We start from the raw sequence: 18025 nt of genomic DNA, 5'->3' as shown, positions 1-18025 counted from the left end.
AACTGAACTGGCTTCCCCGAGGTCAGCCTCGGGGAAGCCGAACCAGCCCAGCCGATGGACAAGATGACGACGATCCTGCAACCCGACCATGCTACGATCCCGGGCGTGAGCGAGCCAGCCAAATCCCGCGCCGCGCGCCGCGTCCATGGTCTGTCCGACCGGACCATTGCGTGGCTGTTCGTCGCGCCGACGATTGCGCTGCTGCTCGCGATCAACATCTTTCCGCTGGTCTGGATGATCCGGCTGTCCTTCACCAGCCTCAACCTCAGCATGTCCTATCTGCCGCTGCGGTTTGTAGGGCTCGACAATTTCAGCGACATACTCAACGACGAGGACGTCTGGTTCCGGCTCCAGACCACCGCGCAATTCGTGATCTGCTCGGTCGCCATGCAGGTCGTGATCGGCTTTGGGCTCGCGCTTCTGATCAACCGTCAATTCCGCGGCCACAGTTTCTGGACCACGATCATCCTGCTGCCGATGATGCTGTCGCCGGCGGTTGTCGGCAATTTCTGGACGCTGCTGCTGCAGCCGCAGATCGGCCCGTTCAACTATCTGATCAGCATGTTCACCGGTGTGCCGCCGAGCTCCTTCAGCATGACAGGGCAGGTCGCGCTCGCGCCATGGACCATCGTGCTCGTCGACACCTGGATGTGGGCGCCCTACGTGATGCTGATCTGTCTCGCGGGGCTGCGCTCGATCCCGGATTACATCTACGAGGCCGCCGAAGTCGATCGTGCCTCGGCCTGGCGGCAGTTCTGGTCGATCACGCTGCCGATGACGGTACCGTTCCTGATGCTGGCGGTGCTGTTTCGCGCGATCGAGAACTTCAAGATGTTCGACATGGTCAACCTGCTGACGTCGGGAGGCCCGGGGTCAACCACCGAGCTCGTATCGATCACACTGAAGCGCGCGGCATTCGAGAAGTGGCGCACCGGTTATTCGTCCGCGCTCGCCATCATCCTGTTCGTGGCCGTGTTCGGGGCCGCCAACATCTACGTCAAAGCGCTCAACAAGGTGAAGCAACGATGACCGCTGCCGTAGCCAAACCTGTCCTGGCCAGATCCAGCGCACACTCGATCGTCGAGGCCTCGCCGCGCACCAAGGCATTCGCTGGTGCTCTCGTCATCCTCTATGCGTTGATCACGATCCTGCCGCTGCTCTGGATCGTCGCCACCGCCTTCAAGTCGCAAAGCGATGCGATCGCCTATCCGCCCAAGGTAATCTTCGAGCCGACGCTCGAAGGTTATGTCAACCTGTTCACGGTGCGCACCCGCCAGACACCTGATTTCATCGCCAAGTTGCCGCCCCCGGAGACCTGGTATGACAAGCTGGTCCGCAAGCATGACATGGTCATTGCCGGACCGTCCAAAGTCGTCCCGCGCTTCGTCAACTCGCTGATCATCGGGTTCGGTTCGACCTTCCTCGCCGTCTTCCTCGGTACGCTCGCGGCCTACGCATTCTCGCGCTTCCGCATTCCGTTGGCCGACGATCTCTTGTTCTTCATTCTGTCGACGCGGATGATGCCGCCGGTCGCGGTCGCGATCCCGATCTATCTGATGTACCGGCAGCTCAACCTGACCGACACCAGGCTCGGAATGATCCTGCTCTATACCGCCGTGAACGTCTCGCTCGCAGTCTGGTTACTCAAGGGGTTCATCGACGAGATCCCACGCGAGTACGAAGAGGCGGCCCTCGTCGACGGCTACACGCGGCTGCAGGCGCTGCGCAAGGTGGTGCTGCCGCAGGCCGTCACCGGAATTGCGGCGACCGCGATCTTCTGCCTGATCTTCTCCTGGAATGAATACGCCTTCGCGGTTCTGCTGACCAGCGGCGAGGCGCAGACCATGCCGCCCTTCATTCCTTTCATCATCGGTGAGGGCGGGCAGGACTGGCCGGCGGTTGCCGCCGCGACCACGCTGTTCGTCGTCCCGATCGTCATGTTCACCGTGCTGCTCCGCAAGCATCTGTTGCGCGGCATCACCTTCGGAGCGGTGCGCAAATGAGCGGTTCTGCTGTTATTAGGGGTGCCAAGGGAACCAAGGGGGCATTGCCCTGCTTCTTCAGTCGCGGGCGCTGGGAGGCCGTTGCGATGACCCTGATCGGGGGCGGCATCTTCATGCTGGTGCAGCCCTTCTCGATCGATCTCTACAGCTATTCATTCGTGACGATTCTGGCCGGCACGGTAGGCTTCGTCGTCGTCAGCCATTTTCCGGAATAGGGTCATGGCTCAGATCCGCATCGAAAATCTTCGCAAGTCGTTCGATCAGTTCACCGCGGTGGAAGGGTCGACCTTCACCATCGACGATGGCACTTTCTTTGCGTTGCTCGGCCCTTCCGGCTGCGGCAAGACCACCACCTTACGCATGATCGCCGGCCTCGAGCTGCCGACCGAGGGCAAGATCCTGCTCGACGGGGAGGACGTCACGTTCCACCGTGCCGCCGCCCGCGATATCGCGTTCGTGTTCCAGCTGTTCGCGCTCTATCCGCATATGGATGTCGGGCAGAATATCGGCTTCCCCCTGAAGTGCCAGGGCATGGCGCGGCGCGAGATTCGCGAGCGGGTGCAGGAGACCGCGCGGATGCTGCGGATCGAGCATCTGCTGTCGAGCAAGACATCGAAGCTCTCGGGCGGCGACCGCCAGCGTGTCGCGCTCGGCCGAGCCATGGTGCGGCGCCCGAAGGCCTTCCTGATGGACGAGCCGCTGGGCGCGCTCGACGCCGAGTTTCGTCATCTGATGTGCGGCGAGCTGCGCGATTTGCACGATCGCATCAAGGCGACCACGGTCTATGTCACCCACGACCAGCTCGAAGCGATGTCGATGGCCGACCAGATCGCGATCATGAACAAGGGGCGCGTGGAACAGATCGGCACGCCGCAGGAGGTTTATGACCGGCCTGCCAGCATGTTCGTCGCGGACTTCATCGGCTCGCCACCGATGAACTTCCTGCGCTTCGAGGGCGGCCTGCGATCTGGTGACCGGGCGATCAAGTTTCACGACACCAGGCTCGTGGTGCCCGAGATCCGCGAGGACCGGGCCAGCGCTGCGCTGGCCCTCGGGATTCGTCCGGAGCATATTCGCTTCAGCGACGCCGGATCCGTTCGTGGCGAGGTGTTCGGCGCGGAATATCTCGGCACGACGCAGATCGTCACAATCGACACCGCCTATGGACGGGTCGCGGCGCGGCTGCCGTCGAGCGCCTCGGTGCGGGTCGGAGAGACCGTCGGCCTCGAATTCAACTCCGTTCGGCTCTCACTGTTCGATGCCGGCAGCGGCCTTGCAATCAGGACCGCCGGCGAGGAGGGGGGGCGCCATGGTTGACGTCAGCTTGCGCAATATCAGCAAGCGCTTCGGCGCGGTAGAGGCGGTGCGCGACCTCTCACTGACGGTGAACGACGGTGAGTTCCTCGTCCTGCTCGGGCCGAGCGGCGCCGGCAAGACCACGACGCTGCGGCTGATCACCGGGCTCGAGAGCCCCGACGCCGGTTCGGTCATGATCGGCGGGCGCGACGTGACGCATGATCCGCCGGGTTCACGGGACATCGCATTCGTGTTCCAGCAATATTCGCTGTATCCGCATCTGTCGGTCTATGACAACCTCGCGTTCCCGCTGCGCTCTCCGGCGCGGCGCGTGCCGGAGCCACAGATCCGCAAGCGGGTCGAGCAGACCGCGGAGCTCCTGCATATCGCCAGCAAGCTGAATAATCGCGCCACTCGCCTGTCGGGAGGTGAGATGCAGCGGGTCGCGATCGGCCGCGCGCTGGTGCGCGATCCCTCGATCTATCTGATGGACGAGCCGCTGTCGTCGCTGGATGCAAAGCTTCGCGCCGAGCTTCGCCTCGAATTGAAACGGATCCAGCTCGAGCTCGGCGCGACCATCCTTTATGTGACCCACGACCAGGTCGAAGCCATGACGATGGCGTCAAGGATCGGCGTGATCAAGGACGGTCGGCTGCTTCAGCTCGGCACGCCGAGGGAGATCTACGAAAATCCATCCAGCAGCTACGTCGCATCGCGGCTCGGGACGCCCCAGATCAATTTCCTCCCCGCACGGTTGCTGTCCGATGTGGCGATACCGCCGGAAACGGAGACGGTCGGCATCCGCACCGAGCACCTTCAGATCGCCGCGCGCAACGGCGGGCAGATGGTCGGCCGGGTGCATCGCGTCGAGCACCTCGGCGAGCAGAATCACGTTCACCTCGACTATAAGGGCGAAACGCTGGTGACGCTGGCGGATCCGCATCAACCGTTGCGGGCCGGCCAGGAGGTTGAATTGCAACTGCTGCGTCCGCTGTGTTTCGACCGTGCGGGGCAACGCATCGGCGCGATGGTCCAATAGGGGAGCGAGAGGTTCAGATAGATGTCTGTGCAACCGGAGACATTCAAGTCGCTGCTCAAGGCGGCCGCCGAGCAGGTCATCGCCAGCGCGCCTGAGCTCACGAGCCTGGACCAGGCGATCGGCGACGGCGACCACGGGACCAACATGAAGCGCGGCTTCGAAGCCGTGCTCGGCAAGCTCGATGCCATCTCGGCGCAGCCGCTCAACGAGGCATTCAAGGCGATCGGCAAGACCCTTGTCATGACGGTCGGCGGCGCCTCCGGCCCGCTTTATGGCAGTTTCTTTCTCGCCGCGGGCGAAGCGCTGTCGCAAGACAAACACCTGCCTGACGATCTCGCCGACGTGTTCGGCAGCGGAGTGGACGCGGTGAGCGCGCGCGGTCGCTCGCAGGCCGGCGAGAAGACAATGCTCGATGTGCTCGTTCCGGTGCTGGAGACACTGAAAGCGGGCGCCGGCCAGCCCGATTTGATCGCGCGGGTGCGCATCACCGCAGCTGAAGCGGTCGAGCGCACAGTGCCGATGCAAGCCACCAAGGGCCGGGCGTCGTTCCTCGGTGCGCGCAGCGTCGGTCATGTCGATCCCGGGGCGCGATCGAGCTGCGTTCTGCTGCACGCTGTGTGCGCTGGCCTGGAGGCGCGGCAATGACCGATACCGTAGGGATCGTGATCGTCTCGCATTCCCGGGATATCGCCAAGGGAACCGCGGACATGGTGCGGCAGATGGTCGGCAGCGAGGTCAAGGTCGCCTTCTGCGGCGGCAATCCCGATGGTGGTCTCGGCACCAGCGTGCCGCTGATCATCGACGCCATCAACGATGCCTGGTCGTCGAAAGGCGTTGCTGTACTTGTCGACCTCGGCGGCGCCGAGACGAACAGCGAAATGGCGGTCGAAATGCTGGAGCCGGCGAGGCGTGATCTCGTTGTCGTCTGCAACGCGCCGATCGTCGAGGGCGCCGTCATGGCGGCGACCGAAGCTGCGGGCGGCAGCTCGCTGGCCCAGGTCAGAGCCGTGGCCGAGGAACTCTCTGCCGATTGAGATGTCGGCGATGCGATTAATGGATGATGAGCATGCTTGATAGAGCGGACGGACAGATCTTCACCGGCAATGTGCGGCTGGTGCATGCAGTCGGCATGCACGCGCGCCCCGCGGTCAAGCTGACCAAGCTCGCCAAGAAGTTCCAGGCTCAGATCTCCGTGCGGGTCGCGGGCGCGCCGGAATGGATCAATGCCAAGAGCGTGGCCAAGATCATGGCAATGCGCGCGGCACATGGCAGCACGATCGAGATCAAGGCCTCCGGTAGCGACGCCGAGGCCGCGGTCGCGGCGCTGGTCGATCTGATCGCAAGCGATTTTCCGGATGGAGCACCATAGCATGCAGGGCGGCGCTGCAGGTCTGGCCTACCGCGGCAGGACCGCCTCGATCGGCTTTGCCCATGGCCCGTTTGTCCGTGTCGATGCGGGCGCGGCCGGCGAGCGCGTGGCCGGCACACTGGTCGAGGAGGCGCTGGCCTTGCGCAATGCGATCGACGTCGCGAGTGGCCAGATCGCCGATCTTGCCGCCAGCGCCGGCGGCGAAGCTGCGCAGATTCTCGAATTCCAGGTTGCGCTGCTGGAGGACGAGGATTTGATCGAGGCGATCTTCGCGTCGGTCGGCGAGGGACGTCCGGCCGATATCGCGTGGCGTTCGACGCTCGACGCGCACATCGCCGACTACAATTCCGCACCGGACGACTATCTGAAAGCGCGTTCCTCCGATCTTGCGGATTTGCGCGACCGCGTGGTCCACATTCTGCGTGGCGACGAGGGGCAGCCGCTGAAGGTCCCGAGCGGGGGCGTGGTCTGCGCCGACGATCTGCCGCCATCGCGATTCCTCGAGATCGACTGGTCCGGCGGCGGTGGCCTGGCGCTGTTGCGCGGCAGCCCGACCAGCCATGTCGCGATGCTGGCGCGCGCGCGCGGCATCCCGATGGTGGTGCAGCTCGGTTCGATTCCAGACGTCGGCACCACGGCGTTGCTCGACGGCGAAGGCGCGACGCTGGAGCTCGATCCCAATGCCGAACAGGTCCGTACTTTCGAGAAGCGGCGCGACAGCCATCTCAAGAGCAGGGCATCCGCGCGCGCGATCCTGCGGCGGCCGACAGCCTCCTGGCGCGGCGAGCGGATCAAGCTCTTCATCAATATCCAGCGCGTCGAGGATCTCGAGCATGCCGACGCGCAATATGCCGACGGCATCGGCCTGATGCGCACCGAGTTCCTGCTGACGGAGCGTGGTGGCCTGCCCGACGAGGAGACACAGTTTCAGGCCTACGATGCGGTGTTGCGTTGGGCAGACCGGCGACCGGTCACCATTCGCACGTTTGACGCGGGCGGCGACAAGCCGGTGCCGGGCTTCACGGTGGACGGCGAAGCCAATCCGTTCCTCGGGGTGCGCGGCCTGCGCCTGTGCCTCGCCCGGCCCGAGATCTTTGCGGTTCAGCTCCGCGCGCTGGCGCGGGCCGCGGTGCGCGGCAATCTCAAGGTCATGTTCCCGATGGTCACCTCGGCGGACGAGCTCGAGGCGGGGCGGAAGCTGTTCGCAGATGTCGTGCAGCGCTTGCAGGCGGACGGCATTGCCGCGATGCTGCCCGAACTTGGAATCATGGTCGAGGTTCCGGCGGCGGCCCTGGCAATCGCGAGCTTCAAGACGTCCTTTTTCTCGATCGGCTCGAACGATCTCGCGCAATATGTGCTGGCCTGCGACCGTTCCAACGGAGCTCTCGCCCCCCTGATGGACCCGCTGCATCCGGCAGTGCTCGAACTGATCGCGCGGACTGCGGAGCATGGGCGCCGCGCCGCCATCAGCGTCAGCCTGTGCGGCGACATGGCGGGTGATCCGCGCTGCCTGCCCGCCCTGCTGAATTGTGGCCTGCGCGAACTCTCCGTCAATGCATCGGCGCTGGCGCAGATCAAGCAGACCATCGACCGGCTGAGCAGCGGAGGCGGCCTTGGCTGACACGGCGGCCGATGACGCGCCCGAAGCCGGCGCGGTGGCAGTCTACAAGCGCATCTTCAAGGAGGTGCTGGAGAGCCGTCCCTCCGGCATGCGGCTTCGGCTGGCCCATGCCATGGGCAAGAACCGCAGCTTCGTCAGCCAGATCAGCAATCCCGCATATCCGGTGCCGATACCGGTGCAGCATCTCAACACGATCTTCGATGTCTGCCACTTTCCGCCACAGGCGAAGGCAGCCTTCCTTCGCGCCTATGCGCGCGCACATCCGCGCCGCGTCGGCCGGTTGAGCGAAGGCTCGCACGAGCGGGCGCTGACGCTGCATCTGCCGGACCTCGGCAGCGCCAAGCGCAACGCCGAGCTCGACACGTTGCTCCAGGAGTTCACGCGGCGACTGATTGGCATCATGCGGGAAAAATAGGCGAGAAACGCCAAACGGACGAAGCGGGGAGGACACAATGAAGAAGTTCATCAATGCGGTCGATAACATGCTCGCAGAGAGCCTCGACGGCTTTGCCGCCGCGCATGCCGACCTCGTCATGCTCGGCGCTGAGCGGAAATTCGTCCGTCGCCGCGAGCTGAACTCGAAGAAAGTCGCGCTGTTGTCGGGGGGCGGCAGCGGGCATGAGCCGCTGCATGCGGGCTTCGTCGGCTACGGCATGCTGGATGCCGCCTGTCCCGGCCAGGTGTTCACTTCGCCGACGCCGGACCAGATCGTCGAGGCCGCCCAGGCGGTCGCGGGCGATGCCGGCGTCCTGTTCATCGTCAAGAACTATGCCGGCGACCGCATGAACTTCGAGATGGCAGCCGAGATCGCCGAGGGTCGCATCGCCACCATCGTGACCGATGACGATGTCGCGGTCGAGAAGTCGACCTACAGTATCGGGCGGCGCGGCGTCGCCGGCACGTTGATTGTCGAGAAGATCGTCGGCGCCGCCGCCGAGGGAGGCGCCGATCTCAAGACCTGCGTGGCGCTCGGCGAGCGCGTCAACGCGCGAACACGTTCGATAGGCGTGGCGCTGACCAGCTGCACCGTTCCGGCCGCGGGCACGCCGACCTTCGCGCTCGGCGTGGACGAGATGGAGATGGGCGTTGGCATCCACGGCGAGCCGGGCCGCCGCCGCGTCAAGCTTGCAGAGGCCGATGCGATCGCATCGGAGATGACGGCAGCGATCGCCGGCGATCTCGCGGCGCCCGCGGGCTCCGAGGCGCTGCTGCTCGTCAACGGCTTCGGCGGCACGCCGACGATCGAGCTCTATCTGATGTACAACGCGGCGCGCCGGATGCTCGAGGAGCGAGGTCTGCGCATCGCCCGTTCGCTGGTCGGCAGCTACGTCACATCGCTGGACATGGCGGGTTGCTCGCTCACCGTAAGCCTGCTCGACAGCGAGACCACCGCGCTCTGGGATCATCCCGTGCGTACGGCCGCATTGAAATGGTGACCGCCTTGGTGGGCGGCCGCTGATTTTCAGATTGCGCCCTGACTGACGATGGGCCGGGGTCGCAGGCATGCACCGGAAGTCTGCCGGTTCACCCTCCCTGAAACTTGCCGTGTCCTTCGGGCGCGGCATCTTTTTTGCGTGGAGTAGACAGGACCTCCGGCGATCGTGAGTGCCGAGCCATTGATTTACTGGTGGGCCCGGCAGGACTCGAACCAGCAACCATGAGCGGGCATAGCGGTTCGGTTGTGAATTCGCCCTTGGATGCTTGCTCCACAATTCGCCTGACGCGGAGCATTTGGACTGTTCGGACGGCGTTAAGAGGCAGCAGAACCGAGTGAAGGACGAGGATTGGATACAAGTCGTCGAAGAACGCGTATGCGATGAACGCGACATTGCTCAAGATGGCCGTGATCCTGAGCTGGAGCATCGTCTTCATGCAAAACGTGGCGAAGACGAGAAGAGATGCGAGATAGCCGGCGGCTTCAACCCAGGACTTCGAGCTGCAGAACAAAACGTCTGAGCAGCGCATTTCCGCGTCCTTCTATGAACTTGCCCCTGAAGAGCGCGACGACCCCTGTACATGTGGGTCAACGGGCTTGGATACCGAAGAAAACGCAAAAATCAGATGCTGATCGGCTAGAAGAATCCGGCACTGAGATCCAGCCCATAAGTCACCGACAGCAGCCACACCAAGAGGGCGGCTCCACAGAACAACGCGGTCTGCTTGAGGACGTTTGCCTGCAATGAGGATGCGGGGAATACCCGGACAAAAGCGTTTGCAATCGCAGCAACTGCAACGGCGCGCATGATGATCTCCAGAAGTTGGCTAATGACTGGGCGTTAGCGAGCGTCGTGCTTCACGCATGAGCTCGCGATTCCGCTCTCGGCGACGGAGGGTTTCTTCGATCTTCTAGAACGCCCAGACAAAGCAGGCCCCCAAGGCAAACTGAAATCAGCATGGGCAAAGATGCCCGATCGCTAACGGTCTGGATCACACAATTTCCAATGCAAATGAAATCTCGGCTCCAGGCAAGTGGCGCGCCAACAGCGCCTCGATCAGGGAATGTTGATCGCCGGCAGCGGGCCAGTGGGGCGGATCAACGCTTTAGCGGGTTGCTCCTGCGCGAAGACCGCGAGTGCAATCAAAACGGCGCATAATAGGGCGATGAAAAAGCCGAGACGCCACCGCCGCTCCGTCCAGTCGTCGTCGGGTGTGTCAAGTCGGCGCGCGCCCGTTGCTGTGCGCATCGTTAATCTCCGAATATCGTGACGGTGAGAAGGCCAGTCTTCCCAACACCGCACTGAATATCTCGCCACTTGATGCGTCTGGGAACCACCTAGAAAGGTGGTCCGGTGTCTCCTATGCTTGCTCGAAGGTCGGTGACCTGCGCACTCGTTTCGGGGGGGGGACATGTATCTATCCACGGATTCCACCAATCCGCAGAATCAAGATGTCTATGCACTTTGGGATCGGCTGGCCGAGTTCTCCGTCGGCGACGCCGACGCCGCACTGACACATCTACTAGCCGCACTGCGTACCATGTTGTCGGCACGCAATGTGCTATGGGGTGTAGTCGTGCGATTGCCTTCGCCGAAGCGGGCCGATCCCTTGCTCGGTTGGCGTCCGCGCCTCGTCCGGGTGCTGGACCCGATACCGGCGGTGGCAGCATCCGTGCAGCAGCAGTTCGATACGCTCTGGTCCCGCAACGTCGACCTGTCTCAGATCCTTTCCATGTCGGGAGATGAGCCGTTCCGCGTCCGCCTGCTGTTCGAAGCGCTGCCGCCGGAATGGTTCGAGGGCGAGCACTATCGGCGGCACTATTTGGACGTCGGCTTCGCCGACAGCATTTCCGTGCGCATTGCGCTCAATGACGACGTGAGGATTCGCCTGTTCGTATTTCGCGATGCGGAGGCCCCTCGCTTCTCGGCGCAGGACGGCCAACGTCTGGGCTTCGTGATGCGCGGGTTGAGATGGTTTCATCGTCAGCAACTGCTCAGCCACGGCCTGCTCATCGCCAATGCACCCCTGACACCTGCTGAACGCAGGGTGTTGCTCGCACTGCTCGACGGGCACACGGAAAAGCAGATCGCGCAGAGGCTTGACCAAAGTCCGAACACCACGCATTTCCACGTCAAGTCGATCTACGCCAAGTTCGGCGTGCGCAATCGCTCGGCGCTCACCGCGCTGTGGCTCGGCAAGCTGCGATAACGAACTTGCAGTTGATTTGCTGGTGGGCCCGGCAGGACTCGAACCTGCAACCAGACCGTTATGAGCGGCCGGCTCTAACCATTGAGCTACAGGCCCCGCCGCCTTGCGGGCCGCGGGGCGCGGCCGGCAACGGTGCGGGCTCCGTTTACAGGCTGACTGCGGTTTCGGCAATGCCGCCCGCACCCTGTGCCATCGCCGTCGGGCCGGCCACGTCTCGCGGCTGGCATCGCTGGAACAGTGGCAGGCAGCCATCTTGCCCGGCCCTCCGTTTCCCCGGCGACCGGCGCCTCAATCCACCGAGACGCCGGCAAACTCGACGACTTTGCGCCATTTCTCGGTCTCGTCGGCCACCAGCTTGCCGAATTCGGCCGGGGCCATCGGCTTCGGGATGCCGCCGACCTCGGCGAGGCGCGTCACGAGCTTGGGATCCTTCAGCGCTTCGCCCACCGCCTTGTTGAGCGCGTCGACGATCTCAGGCGGGGTGCCCTTCGGCGCCGAGATGCCGTAGAAGCCGACCGCCTCGAATCCCGGCACGGTCTCGGCGATCGCCGGCACGTCGGGCACGCCCGCCCAGCGCTTCGGCGAGGTCACGCCGAGCGCGCGGACGTTGCCGCCGCGGGCCTGCTCCAGCGCCGACGGCAGATTGTCGAAGATCAGCTGCACCTTGTTGGAGATGATGTCGGGGAAGGCGATCGCGGATCCCCGATACGGCACATGCAGCATGTCGCACTTGGTCATCGCCTTGAACAACTCGGCCGACATGTGCACCGAGGTGCCGTTGCCTGACGAGGCATAGGAGATCTTGCCGGGATTGGCCTTGCAGTAGTCGATGAACTCCTGGACGGTCTTCACCGGCATCGCGTTCGAGACCACCAGCATGTTGGTGAGCTGCATGATGCTCGCGACCGGGGTGGTGTCGCGCAGGAAGTCGAACGGCAGCTTCTTGTAGAGCGAGGTCGAGATCGCGTTGTTGGGCGCGACGAACAGCAGCGTATAGCCGTCAGCCGGCGAGTTGATCGCGGCCGCGGCGGCGATGTTGCCGCCCGATCCGGTGCGGTTCTCGACGATGAATTGCTGGCCGAAATGATCCGACAGCCACTGGCTCATGATGCGCGCGACGATGTCGACCGGACCGCCGGCGGCAAACCCGATCACCCACCGCACCGGGCGGTTCGGATAGTCGGATGCGGATGAGGGGGCAATCGAGGCGAGGCAGCAAATCAAACCAAGCAAAGCGACACGCGCGAACCGGATCATCGTCTCTCCCGTCATTTTCTTGTGACTGTTGCCGGCATGGTTTCACAAAACGCTGGCTTTGCCTACGACGTCGCCCGTGCGACGATAGTCAGGCTGGTGTGGAATGCTTGAGGCTCGGGATGAAATTCGCTGTTATGATATGCGCCGGCGCGCTGCTGCTCGCGGGCGGGGCGGCGGCGCAAGAGGGGAGCAAGACCATTTCCAAAACCACGATCAGTTTCGCCACGGCGACGCCGGGTGGCGGCTTTCCGCTCTATGGCAATGCCTTTGCCGAGGTGATGAATGCGGCCGACCCGACGCTGTCGATCGAGCCGCGCAACACCAAGGGCTCCAATGAGAACATCCCGCTGCTCGAGGCCGGCAACGTCGATATCGCGACCGTGGCAGGCGAGCCGTCCTATGAAGCCTTCATGGGCATCGGCCGGCCGAAGGCCACGAAGCTGAAGATCCTCACCGCGATGTATTCGAGCCCGGGCATGTTCGTGGTGCGTGCCGACAGTCCCTACAAGACGATCCAGGACCTGGTCGGCCAGCCCGTCGCGTTCGGCGCCAAGGGCTCCGGCCTGCCGATCCTGTCGCGCTACATCCTCGACGGCATCGGGCTGAAGCAGGACGAGGACTTCAAGTCGATCTATCTCGATCGCGCCGGCGATGGGCCCGCGATGGTCGAGGACGGCCGCGCCGCCGCATTGTGGGGCGCCGGCATCGGCTGGCCCGGCTTCACCAAGATGGCCGAGAGTGCCACCGGCGCGCGCTTCATCGCGCCGACCACGGACGAGATCGCCCGCATCCGCGCCAAGCATGCTTTCCTCAAGCCGCTGACGATCCCCGCCGGCAGCTATCCAAAGCAGGCCGCGGCAATCGCCTCGGTCGGCTCCTGGAGCTACATCCTGGTGCGCGAGACCTTGCCCGACGATGTCGCCTACCGGCTGGCGAAGACGCTGCACGGTATCGAGGCGACCTTCTGCAACAAGCTCGCCCAGGCGTGCGAGACCACGGCGGCGAACACGCTCGCTGCCGCGCCTGATATCAACCTGATCCACCCCGGCGTGCTCAGATATTTCCGCGAGATCGGGGTGGCGAAATGATGAGGGCGAATAGCCAGTAGCGAATGGCGAATGGAAATTCTGATCTATCGCCATCGCTACTCTCTATCCGCCATTCGTCTATCCTATTTCTTCGCCATCGCGCAGGCCGGGTCCGGCGGGCCGAACGCGTCCTCGCCCGAGATCTTGGCCAGGATCTTGTAATAGTCCCACGGATATTTCGACTCGGCCGGGGTCTTGACCTGCACGAGCCAGAGGTCGTGCACCATCAGATTGTCCTCGCGCAGCTTGCCGTTGCGGGCGAAGAAATCCTCGACCGGCTTCTCGCGCATCTTGGCCGCGACCTTGAGCGGATCGTCGGTGCCGGCATCCTTGATCGCGTTCAGATAGGCGGTCACGGAGGAGTAGACGCCGGCCTGCCACATCGTCGGCATCCGATTCATCTTGGCGAAATAGCGCTTCGACCACTCGCGGGTCTTGTCGTCCATGTCCCAGTAGAACGAGGTGGTCAGCAGCAGGCCCTGCGCGGCCGACAGCCCGATCGAGTGGATGTCGGTGATCAGCGCCAGCAGCGCCGCCATCTGCTGCCCGCCGGCGAAGACGCCGAACTCGGCGGCGGTCTTGATCTCGTTGGTGTTGTTGGGCGGTCCGCCGGCAATGCCGATGATCTTGGCCTTCGAGGCCTGCGCCTGCAGGATGAAGGACGACAGATCGGGCGTCGCAAATGGAGGCCGCACCGCGCCGAGCACCTTGCCGCCGTTCTTGGTCACGATCGCGGAGGCGTCCTTCTCCAGCGAGTGGCCGAACGCATAATCGTCGGTGATGAAGAACCAGCTGTCGCCGCCGCGCTTCACCACCTCCTGCGCGGTGCCGACCGCGAGCGCCCTGGTGTCGAACACCCACTGAATCGCATAGGGCGAGCAGAATTTGCCGTGGAAATCGGTCGCGCCGGTCGAGTGCGTGATGAACAGCTTCTTCTTTTCGTTGGCGATGTTCTGCACCGCGAGCCCGACCGCCGAGACCGGCACGTCGACGATGAGGTCGACCTGATCGACGTCATACCAGCGCCGCGCAATGGTCGCGCCGATATCCGGCTTGAGCTGGTGATCGCCGACGATCACCGAGATTGGCTTGCCGAGCACCTTGCCGCCGAAATCGTCGATGGCCATCTGCGCGGCGGTGACCGAGCCCTGGCCGGTCGGCGTCGAGGCGGGGCCGTTCATGTCGGTCAGCACGCCGATCTTGACGACGTCGTCGGATACCTGCGCCGATACGGTCGGGGAGGCCAGCAGCGCGGCTGCGAGCGTCCCGAACATGGCTAGTCTGGTGGCCTTCATTCTGTCTCCCTCCTGAATTGGCGCATTGGCCATTATTGGTTGTGCCGGGCCTTCAGGGACCCGGTCATATTGGTTTCTTTTGCAACTATATTGGGGACCGCGTCAACGCGCCATCGGTCTAATGACGCAGCCCCGGTCGGGCGAGAGGCAGTTTCCTTCGGGGCCGATTCAGTCCATAGCGGGCCATGGTCACCGCCCAGCGCCTTCCGCCTTCGCTCACCCCGCTCGATGCGGCACTGGCCGCCGTGCTGCGCGACGTCGGGCCGGTCCAGCCGATCGCGTTGCCGCCGGCCGACGCCTTGCGCTGCATTGCAGCCGAGATGCCGGCCTTGCGCGCCTACCCGCCGCACGATATCGCGGTCAGCGACGGGTGGGCGATGCGCGCCAATGACCTGGTCGGCGCGTCTTCCTATGCGCCGTTGCCGCTGGCCGAACCTCCGGTCTGGGTGGCGGCAGGCGCCGCGATGCCTGATGGCACCGACTGCGTCGTCGATGCCGATGCCGTCGATACCTCCGGTCCGCTTCCGCAGGTGCTCGCCGAAGCAATCCCGGGGCAGGGCGTCAGGCGTGCCGGCAGCGACATCGCCGTCGGGCGCACCGTGATCGCAGCAGGGGAGCCGCTGCTGCCGCGCGGCCTGCTGCTCGCGCGCGCGGCCGGACTGCAGATGTTGCGCGCGCGACGGCCGCGGCTTTGCATCGTCAACATCGCCAATGGTGAGCTGACCGCACAACTGATCGCTGATACCGCGCGCCTCGCGGGCGCTGAGGTCGTCGGCATCGAGGCGGCGCCCGATGCGGCGACGATTGCAAACGCACTCGATACCGACGGCTGCGATCTGATCATCACGATCGGCGGCACCGGCGTTGGTCACACCGATGCTGCGGTGAATGCGCTGGCGTCGCGCGGCACGCTGATCGCGCACGGCATTGCCCTGCAGCCCGGGCGCACCACGGCGGTCGGCCGGATTCATACAACGCCCGTCGTGGCCTTGCCCGGCGCGCCGGATCAGGCTTTCGCAGCCTGGTGGGCGATTGCGCTTCCGGTGCTCGACCGCCTGTCGGGCCGGCGCGCTCGCAAAACGCTGGCGCTGCCGCTGGAACGCAAGATCGCTTCCGGCGTCGGCGTTGCCGAGGTCGCGCTGCTGACACGCGAGCAAGGTACTCAACAGGATTCCTGGGCGGCGCTTGCGACCGGCGACCTGTCGCTCGATGCCATCGCGCGCGCCGAAGCCCTGCTGATCGTGCCCGGCGCCGCCGAGGGCTTCGCTGCGGGCACGGTGGTCGATGCCTATATGTTGCCGGAGTGAGTTCCCGAGATGAGCAAGATGCCCGCATCGAACGAGGGTAAGCAGCAACGTCATTCCGGGGCGCGCGATAGCGCGAACACGGAATCTCGAGATTCCGGGTCTGGTGCTGGCGCACCATCCCGGAATGACACCTCCCGCTTCGAGCAGGACCAGTTCCTGACCATCCTGTCGCGCGAGGAGGCGCTCGCACGTTTCGAGGCGGCGCTGTTCCCGCGCCAATTGCCGTCCGAGAGATGGCTGCTCGCCGATGCGCTCGGCCGTGCGCTGGCGGAGGACGTGGTGGCGCCGATCGACGTGCCGCCATTCGATCGCTCCAATGTCGACGGCTTTGCGGTGCGCTCGGCCGATCTGGCGCGCGCCGGCGAGGCTGCGCCGGTGCAACTCGCGCTGAACGGCGAGACGATTTCGTGCGGCACCGCGCCCACCCTGCCGGCTCTTCCGGGCACCGCGACCGCGATTGCGACCGGCGGTCCGGTGCCGCGCGGCGCTGATGCGATCGTGATGGTCGAGCACACCCAGCCCGCCGGCCACGGCACCATCGAGGTCCGGCGTGCGGCGTCGCCCGGCCAGTTCGTGTCCTATGCCGGCTCCGACATCGCGCGCGGCGAGGCCCTGCTGCGCGCCGGAACGATGATCGGGTCGCGCGAGATCGGCATGCTCGCGGCCTGCGGCATCGCCGACGTTCGGGTGGTGCGCCGTCCGCGGGTCGCAATCCTCTCGACCGGCGACGAACTGGTGCAGCCGGGCGAGAAGCTGCGGCCGGCCGCGATCTACGACACCAATGGTGCGATCGTCACCGCGGCGATTGCCGAGAACGGCGGCGACGCGTCGTTCCTCGGCGCGATCGCCGACAATGAGGCGATGCTCGAGGCCGTGATGCGCAAGGCGCTGGCGGACAGCGACATGTTGGTGCTGTCGGGGGGCACATCCAAGGGGGCGGGCGATGTCTCGCACCGGATCATCGCCCGGCTCGGCGAGCCCGGCATCATCGCGCATGGCGTGGCGCTGAAGCCCGGCAAGCCGCTGTGCCTTGCGGTGTGCGACGGCAAGCCGGTCGTCATCCTGCCGGGCTTTCCGACCTCGGCGATGTTCACCTTCCACGACATGATCGTGCCGGCGCTGCGGCGGATGGCCGGGCTGCCGCCGCGCTCGGATGCCAAGGTGGCGGCGAAGGTGCCGGTGCGCATCGCCTCCGAGCTCGGGCGTACCGAGTTCGTGATGGTGTCGCTGGTCGAAGGCGCCGACGGCCTGATCGCCTATCCCGGCGGCAAGGGTTCGGGCGCGATCACGTCGTTCGCGCAGGCCGACGGCTTCCTGAAGATCGAGGCGCTGGCCGACCAGTTGCCGGCCGGCAGCGAGGCCGAGGTGACGCTGTTCACGCCGCATGTGCGGGTGCCCGATCTCGTCATCGTCGGCAGCCATTGCACCGGGCTCGATCTCGTCACGGCGCCGCTGGCGCATGCCGGGCTCGTGGTGCGTTCGATCGCGGTCGGCAGTCTCGGCGGACTCGCTGCCGCCAAGCGCGGCGAATGCGATCTCGCCCCGATCCACCTGTTCGACGACAAGACCGAGACCTACAACACGCCGTATCTGGCCGACGGACTCGAGCTGGTGCCGGGCTGGCGGCGCATGCAGGGCATCGTGTTCCGCAAGGACGACACACGTTTCGCCGGATTGAGCGCAGAGCAGGCGGTGCGCGCCGCGCTCGCCGATCCCGCCTGCATCATGGTCAACCGCAACCAGGGCGCCGGCACCCGCATCCTGATCGATCGCTTGCTCGCGGGCAGCCGGCCCGACGGTTACTGGAATCAGCCGCGCTCGCACAATGCGGTTGCGGCCGCAGTGGCGCAGCACCGCGCCGACTGGGGCATGACCATCGCGCCGGTCGCCGATGCGTCGGGACTCGGCTTCATACCGCATGCTGAAGAGCATTATGACTTCGCATTGGTGACGGCGCGCAAGCAGCGGCCGGCAGTGCGGGCTTTTCTTGACGCGCTGGCATCGAATGAGGGGCGGGCTGCGTTGACGAAGGCGGGATTCAGGCCGGCGTAGCCGAGATTTGCGACATTCACCGCTGTCGTCCTGGCGAAAGCCAGGAGGTAGAT

Annotated in this window: 20 protein-coding genes and 1 tRNA gene; 16 read left to right on the top strand and 5 right to left on the bottom strand. The window is 64.9% G+C overall.

What is annotated here, in order from left to right:
• Positions 1-54: 54 nt before the first annotated feature.
• The 12 genes from AKL29_RS07615 (at position 55) to AKL29_RS43615 (ending at position 9284) form a co-directional block, all read left to right on the top strand.
• Positions 55-1029 carry a carbohydrate ABC transporter permease gene (locus tag AKL29_RS07615; protein ID WP_152977471.1) on the top strand — a complete coding sequence of 325 codons (975 nt, stop codon included), beginning with the start codon at positions 55-57 and terminating at the stop codon, positions 1027-1029.
• Complete coding sequence (locus tag AKL29_RS07610) at positions 1026-2003, top strand: carbohydrate ABC transporter permease (RefSeq protein WP_038377690.1); 978 nt, start codon at positions 1026-1028, stop codon at positions 2001-2003. The genes AKL29_RS07615 and AKL29_RS07610 overlap by 4 nt, the downstream gene beginning before the upstream one ends.
• A complete protein-coding gene (locus AKL29_RS40365; RefSeq protein ID WP_028335633.1) occupies positions 2000-2218 on the top strand; it encodes a hypothetical protein in 219 nt (72 codons plus the stop codon). The genes AKL29_RS07610 and AKL29_RS40365 overlap by 4 nt, the downstream gene beginning before the upstream one ends.
• A gap of 4 nt (positions 2219-2222) precedes the next feature.
• On the top strand, positions 2223-3320 hold the full coding sequence (locus AKL29_RS07605) for an ABC transporter ATP-binding protein (protein ID WP_028335632.1): 1098 nt from the start codon (positions 2223-2225) through the stop codon (positions 3318-3320).
• Positions 3313-4338: an ABC transporter ATP-binding protein gene (locus AKL29_RS07600; RefSeq protein WP_050383672.1), complete on the top strand. Its 1026-nt coding sequence runs from the start codon at positions 3313-3315 to the stop codon at positions 4336-4338. The genes AKL29_RS07605 and AKL29_RS07600 overlap by 8 nt, the downstream gene beginning before the upstream one ends.
• A 21-nt stretch (positions 4339-4359) precedes the next feature.
• Complete coding sequence (gene dhaL / locus AKL29_RS07595; protein ID WP_028335630.1) at positions 4360-4983, top strand: dihydroxyacetone kinase subunit DhaL; 624 nt, start codon at positions 4360-4362, stop codon at positions 4981-4983.
• A complete protein-coding gene (gene dhaM, locus AKL29_RS07590) occupies positions 4980-5372 on the top strand; it encodes a dihydroxyacetone kinase phosphoryl donor subunit DhaM (protein ID WP_028163196.1) in 393 nt (130 codons plus the stop codon). Before dhaL ends, dhaM begins: the two co-directional genes overlap by 4 nt.
• Before the next feature lie 32 nt (positions 5373-5404).
• Complete coding sequence (locus AKL29_RS07585) at positions 5405-5707, top strand: HPr family phosphocarrier protein (protein ID WP_244481825.1); 303 nt, start codon at positions 5405-5407, stop codon at positions 5705-5707.
• A gap of 1 nt (position 5708) precedes the next feature.
• The gene (gene ptsP / locus AKL29_RS07580; protein WP_050383670.1) at positions 5709-7328 is read left to right on the top strand and encodes a phosphoenolpyruvate--protein phosphotransferase; all 1620 of its coding nucleotides are present in this window, start codon (positions 5709-5711) and stop codon (positions 7326-7328) included.
• A complete protein-coding gene (locus AKL29_RS07575) occupies positions 7321-7743 on the top strand; it encodes a hypothetical protein (RefSeq protein WP_028335628.1) in 423 nt (140 codons plus the stop codon). Before ptsP ends, AKL29_RS07575 begins: the two co-directional genes overlap by 8 nt.
• A gap of 37 nt (positions 7744-7780) precedes the next feature.
• Entirely contained in the window at positions 7781-8764 is a 984-nt protein-coding gene (dhaK, locus tag AKL29_RS07570) for a dihydroxyacetone kinase subunit DhaK (protein WP_050383669.1), read from the top strand.
• A gap of 334 nt (positions 8765-9098) precedes the next feature.
• A complete protein-coding gene (locus tag AKL29_RS43615) occupies positions 9099-9284 on the top strand; it encodes a hypothetical protein (RefSeq protein WP_160321714.1) in 186 nt (61 codons plus the stop codon).
• 116 nt (positions 9285-9400) lie between these two features.
• Here the strand turns inward: AKL29_RS43615 and AKL29_RS41660 are convergent, their stop codons facing one another.
• The gene (locus tag AKL29_RS41660; protein WP_244481824.1) at positions 9401-9571 is read right to left on the bottom strand and encodes a hypothetical protein; all 171 of its coding nucleotides are present in this window, start codon (positions 9569-9571) and stop codon (positions 9401-9403) included.
• Between the two features lie 249 nt (positions 9572-9820).
• Entirely contained in the window at positions 9821-10012 is a 192-nt protein-coding gene (locus tag AKL29_RS07560) for a hypothetical protein (protein WP_050383668.1), read from the bottom strand.
• A 163-nt stretch (positions 10013-10175) separates the two neighbouring features.
• Between AKL29_RS07560 and AKL29_RS07555 the strand changes: the two genes are divergently transcribed.
• The gene (locus tag AKL29_RS07555) at positions 10176-10973 is read left to right on the top strand and encodes a helix-turn-helix transcriptional regulator (protein WP_028335624.1); all 798 of its coding nucleotides are present in this window, start codon (positions 10176-10178) and stop codon (positions 10971-10973) included.
• Positions 10974-10993: 20 nt separating this feature from the next.
• Here AKL29_RS07555 and AKL29_RS07550 read toward each other — a convergent pair.
• Both AKL29_RS07550 and AKL29_RS07545 read right to left on the bottom strand, forming a co-directional pair.
• A tRNA-Ile gene (locus AKL29_RS07550) sits at positions 10994-11069 on the bottom strand.
• Between the two features lie 192 nt (positions 11070-11261).
• A complete protein-coding gene (locus AKL29_RS07545) occupies positions 11262-12230 on the bottom strand; it encodes a Bug family tripartite tricarboxylate transporter substrate binding protein (RefSeq protein ID WP_050383760.1) in 969 nt (322 codons plus the stop codon).
• A gap of 119 nt (positions 12231-12349) precedes the next feature.
• Between AKL29_RS07545 and AKL29_RS07540 the strand changes: the two genes are divergently transcribed.
• Positions 12350-13318 (top strand): TAXI family TRAP transporter solute-binding subunit, encoded by a 969-nt coding sequence (locus tag AKL29_RS07540; RefSeq protein ID WP_050383667.1) that lies wholly within the window; start codon positions 12350-12352, stop codon positions 13316-13318.
• An 83-nt stretch (positions 13319-13401) separates the two neighbouring features.
• Here AKL29_RS07540 and AKL29_RS07535 read toward each other — a convergent pair whose 3' ends face one another.
• Complete coding sequence (locus AKL29_RS07535) at positions 13402-14613, bottom strand: ABC transporter substrate-binding protein (RefSeq protein WP_050383666.1); 1212 nt, start codon at positions 14611-14613, stop codon at positions 13402-13404.
• A gap of 185 nt (positions 14614-14798) precedes the next feature.
• Between AKL29_RS07535 and AKL29_RS07530 the strand changes: the two genes are divergently transcribed.
• Together AKL29_RS07530 and AKL29_RS07525 are read left to right on the top strand one after the other, a co-directional pair.
• Positions 14799-15920, top strand: coding sequence for a molybdopterin-binding protein (locus tag AKL29_RS07530; protein ID WP_050383665.1), 1122 nt, complete (start codon positions 14799-14801; stop codon positions 15918-15920).
• A 9-nt stretch (positions 15921-15929) separates the two neighbouring features.
• The gene (locus tag AKL29_RS07525) at positions 15930-17972 is read left to right on the top strand and encodes a molybdopterin biosynthesis protein (RefSeq protein WP_244481823.1); all 2043 of its coding nucleotides are present in this window, start codon (positions 15930-15932) and stop codon (positions 17970-17972) included.
• Positions 17973-18025: the final 53 nt, after the last annotated feature.

The organism is Bradyrhizobium pachyrhizi (assembly GCF_001189245.1).
Classification (GTDB): domain Bacteria; phylum Pseudomonadota; class Alphaproteobacteria; order Rhizobiales; family Xanthobacteraceae; genus Bradyrhizobium; species Bradyrhizobium pachyrhizi.
This window is presented reverse-complemented; position numbering and strand designations above follow the sequence as displayed.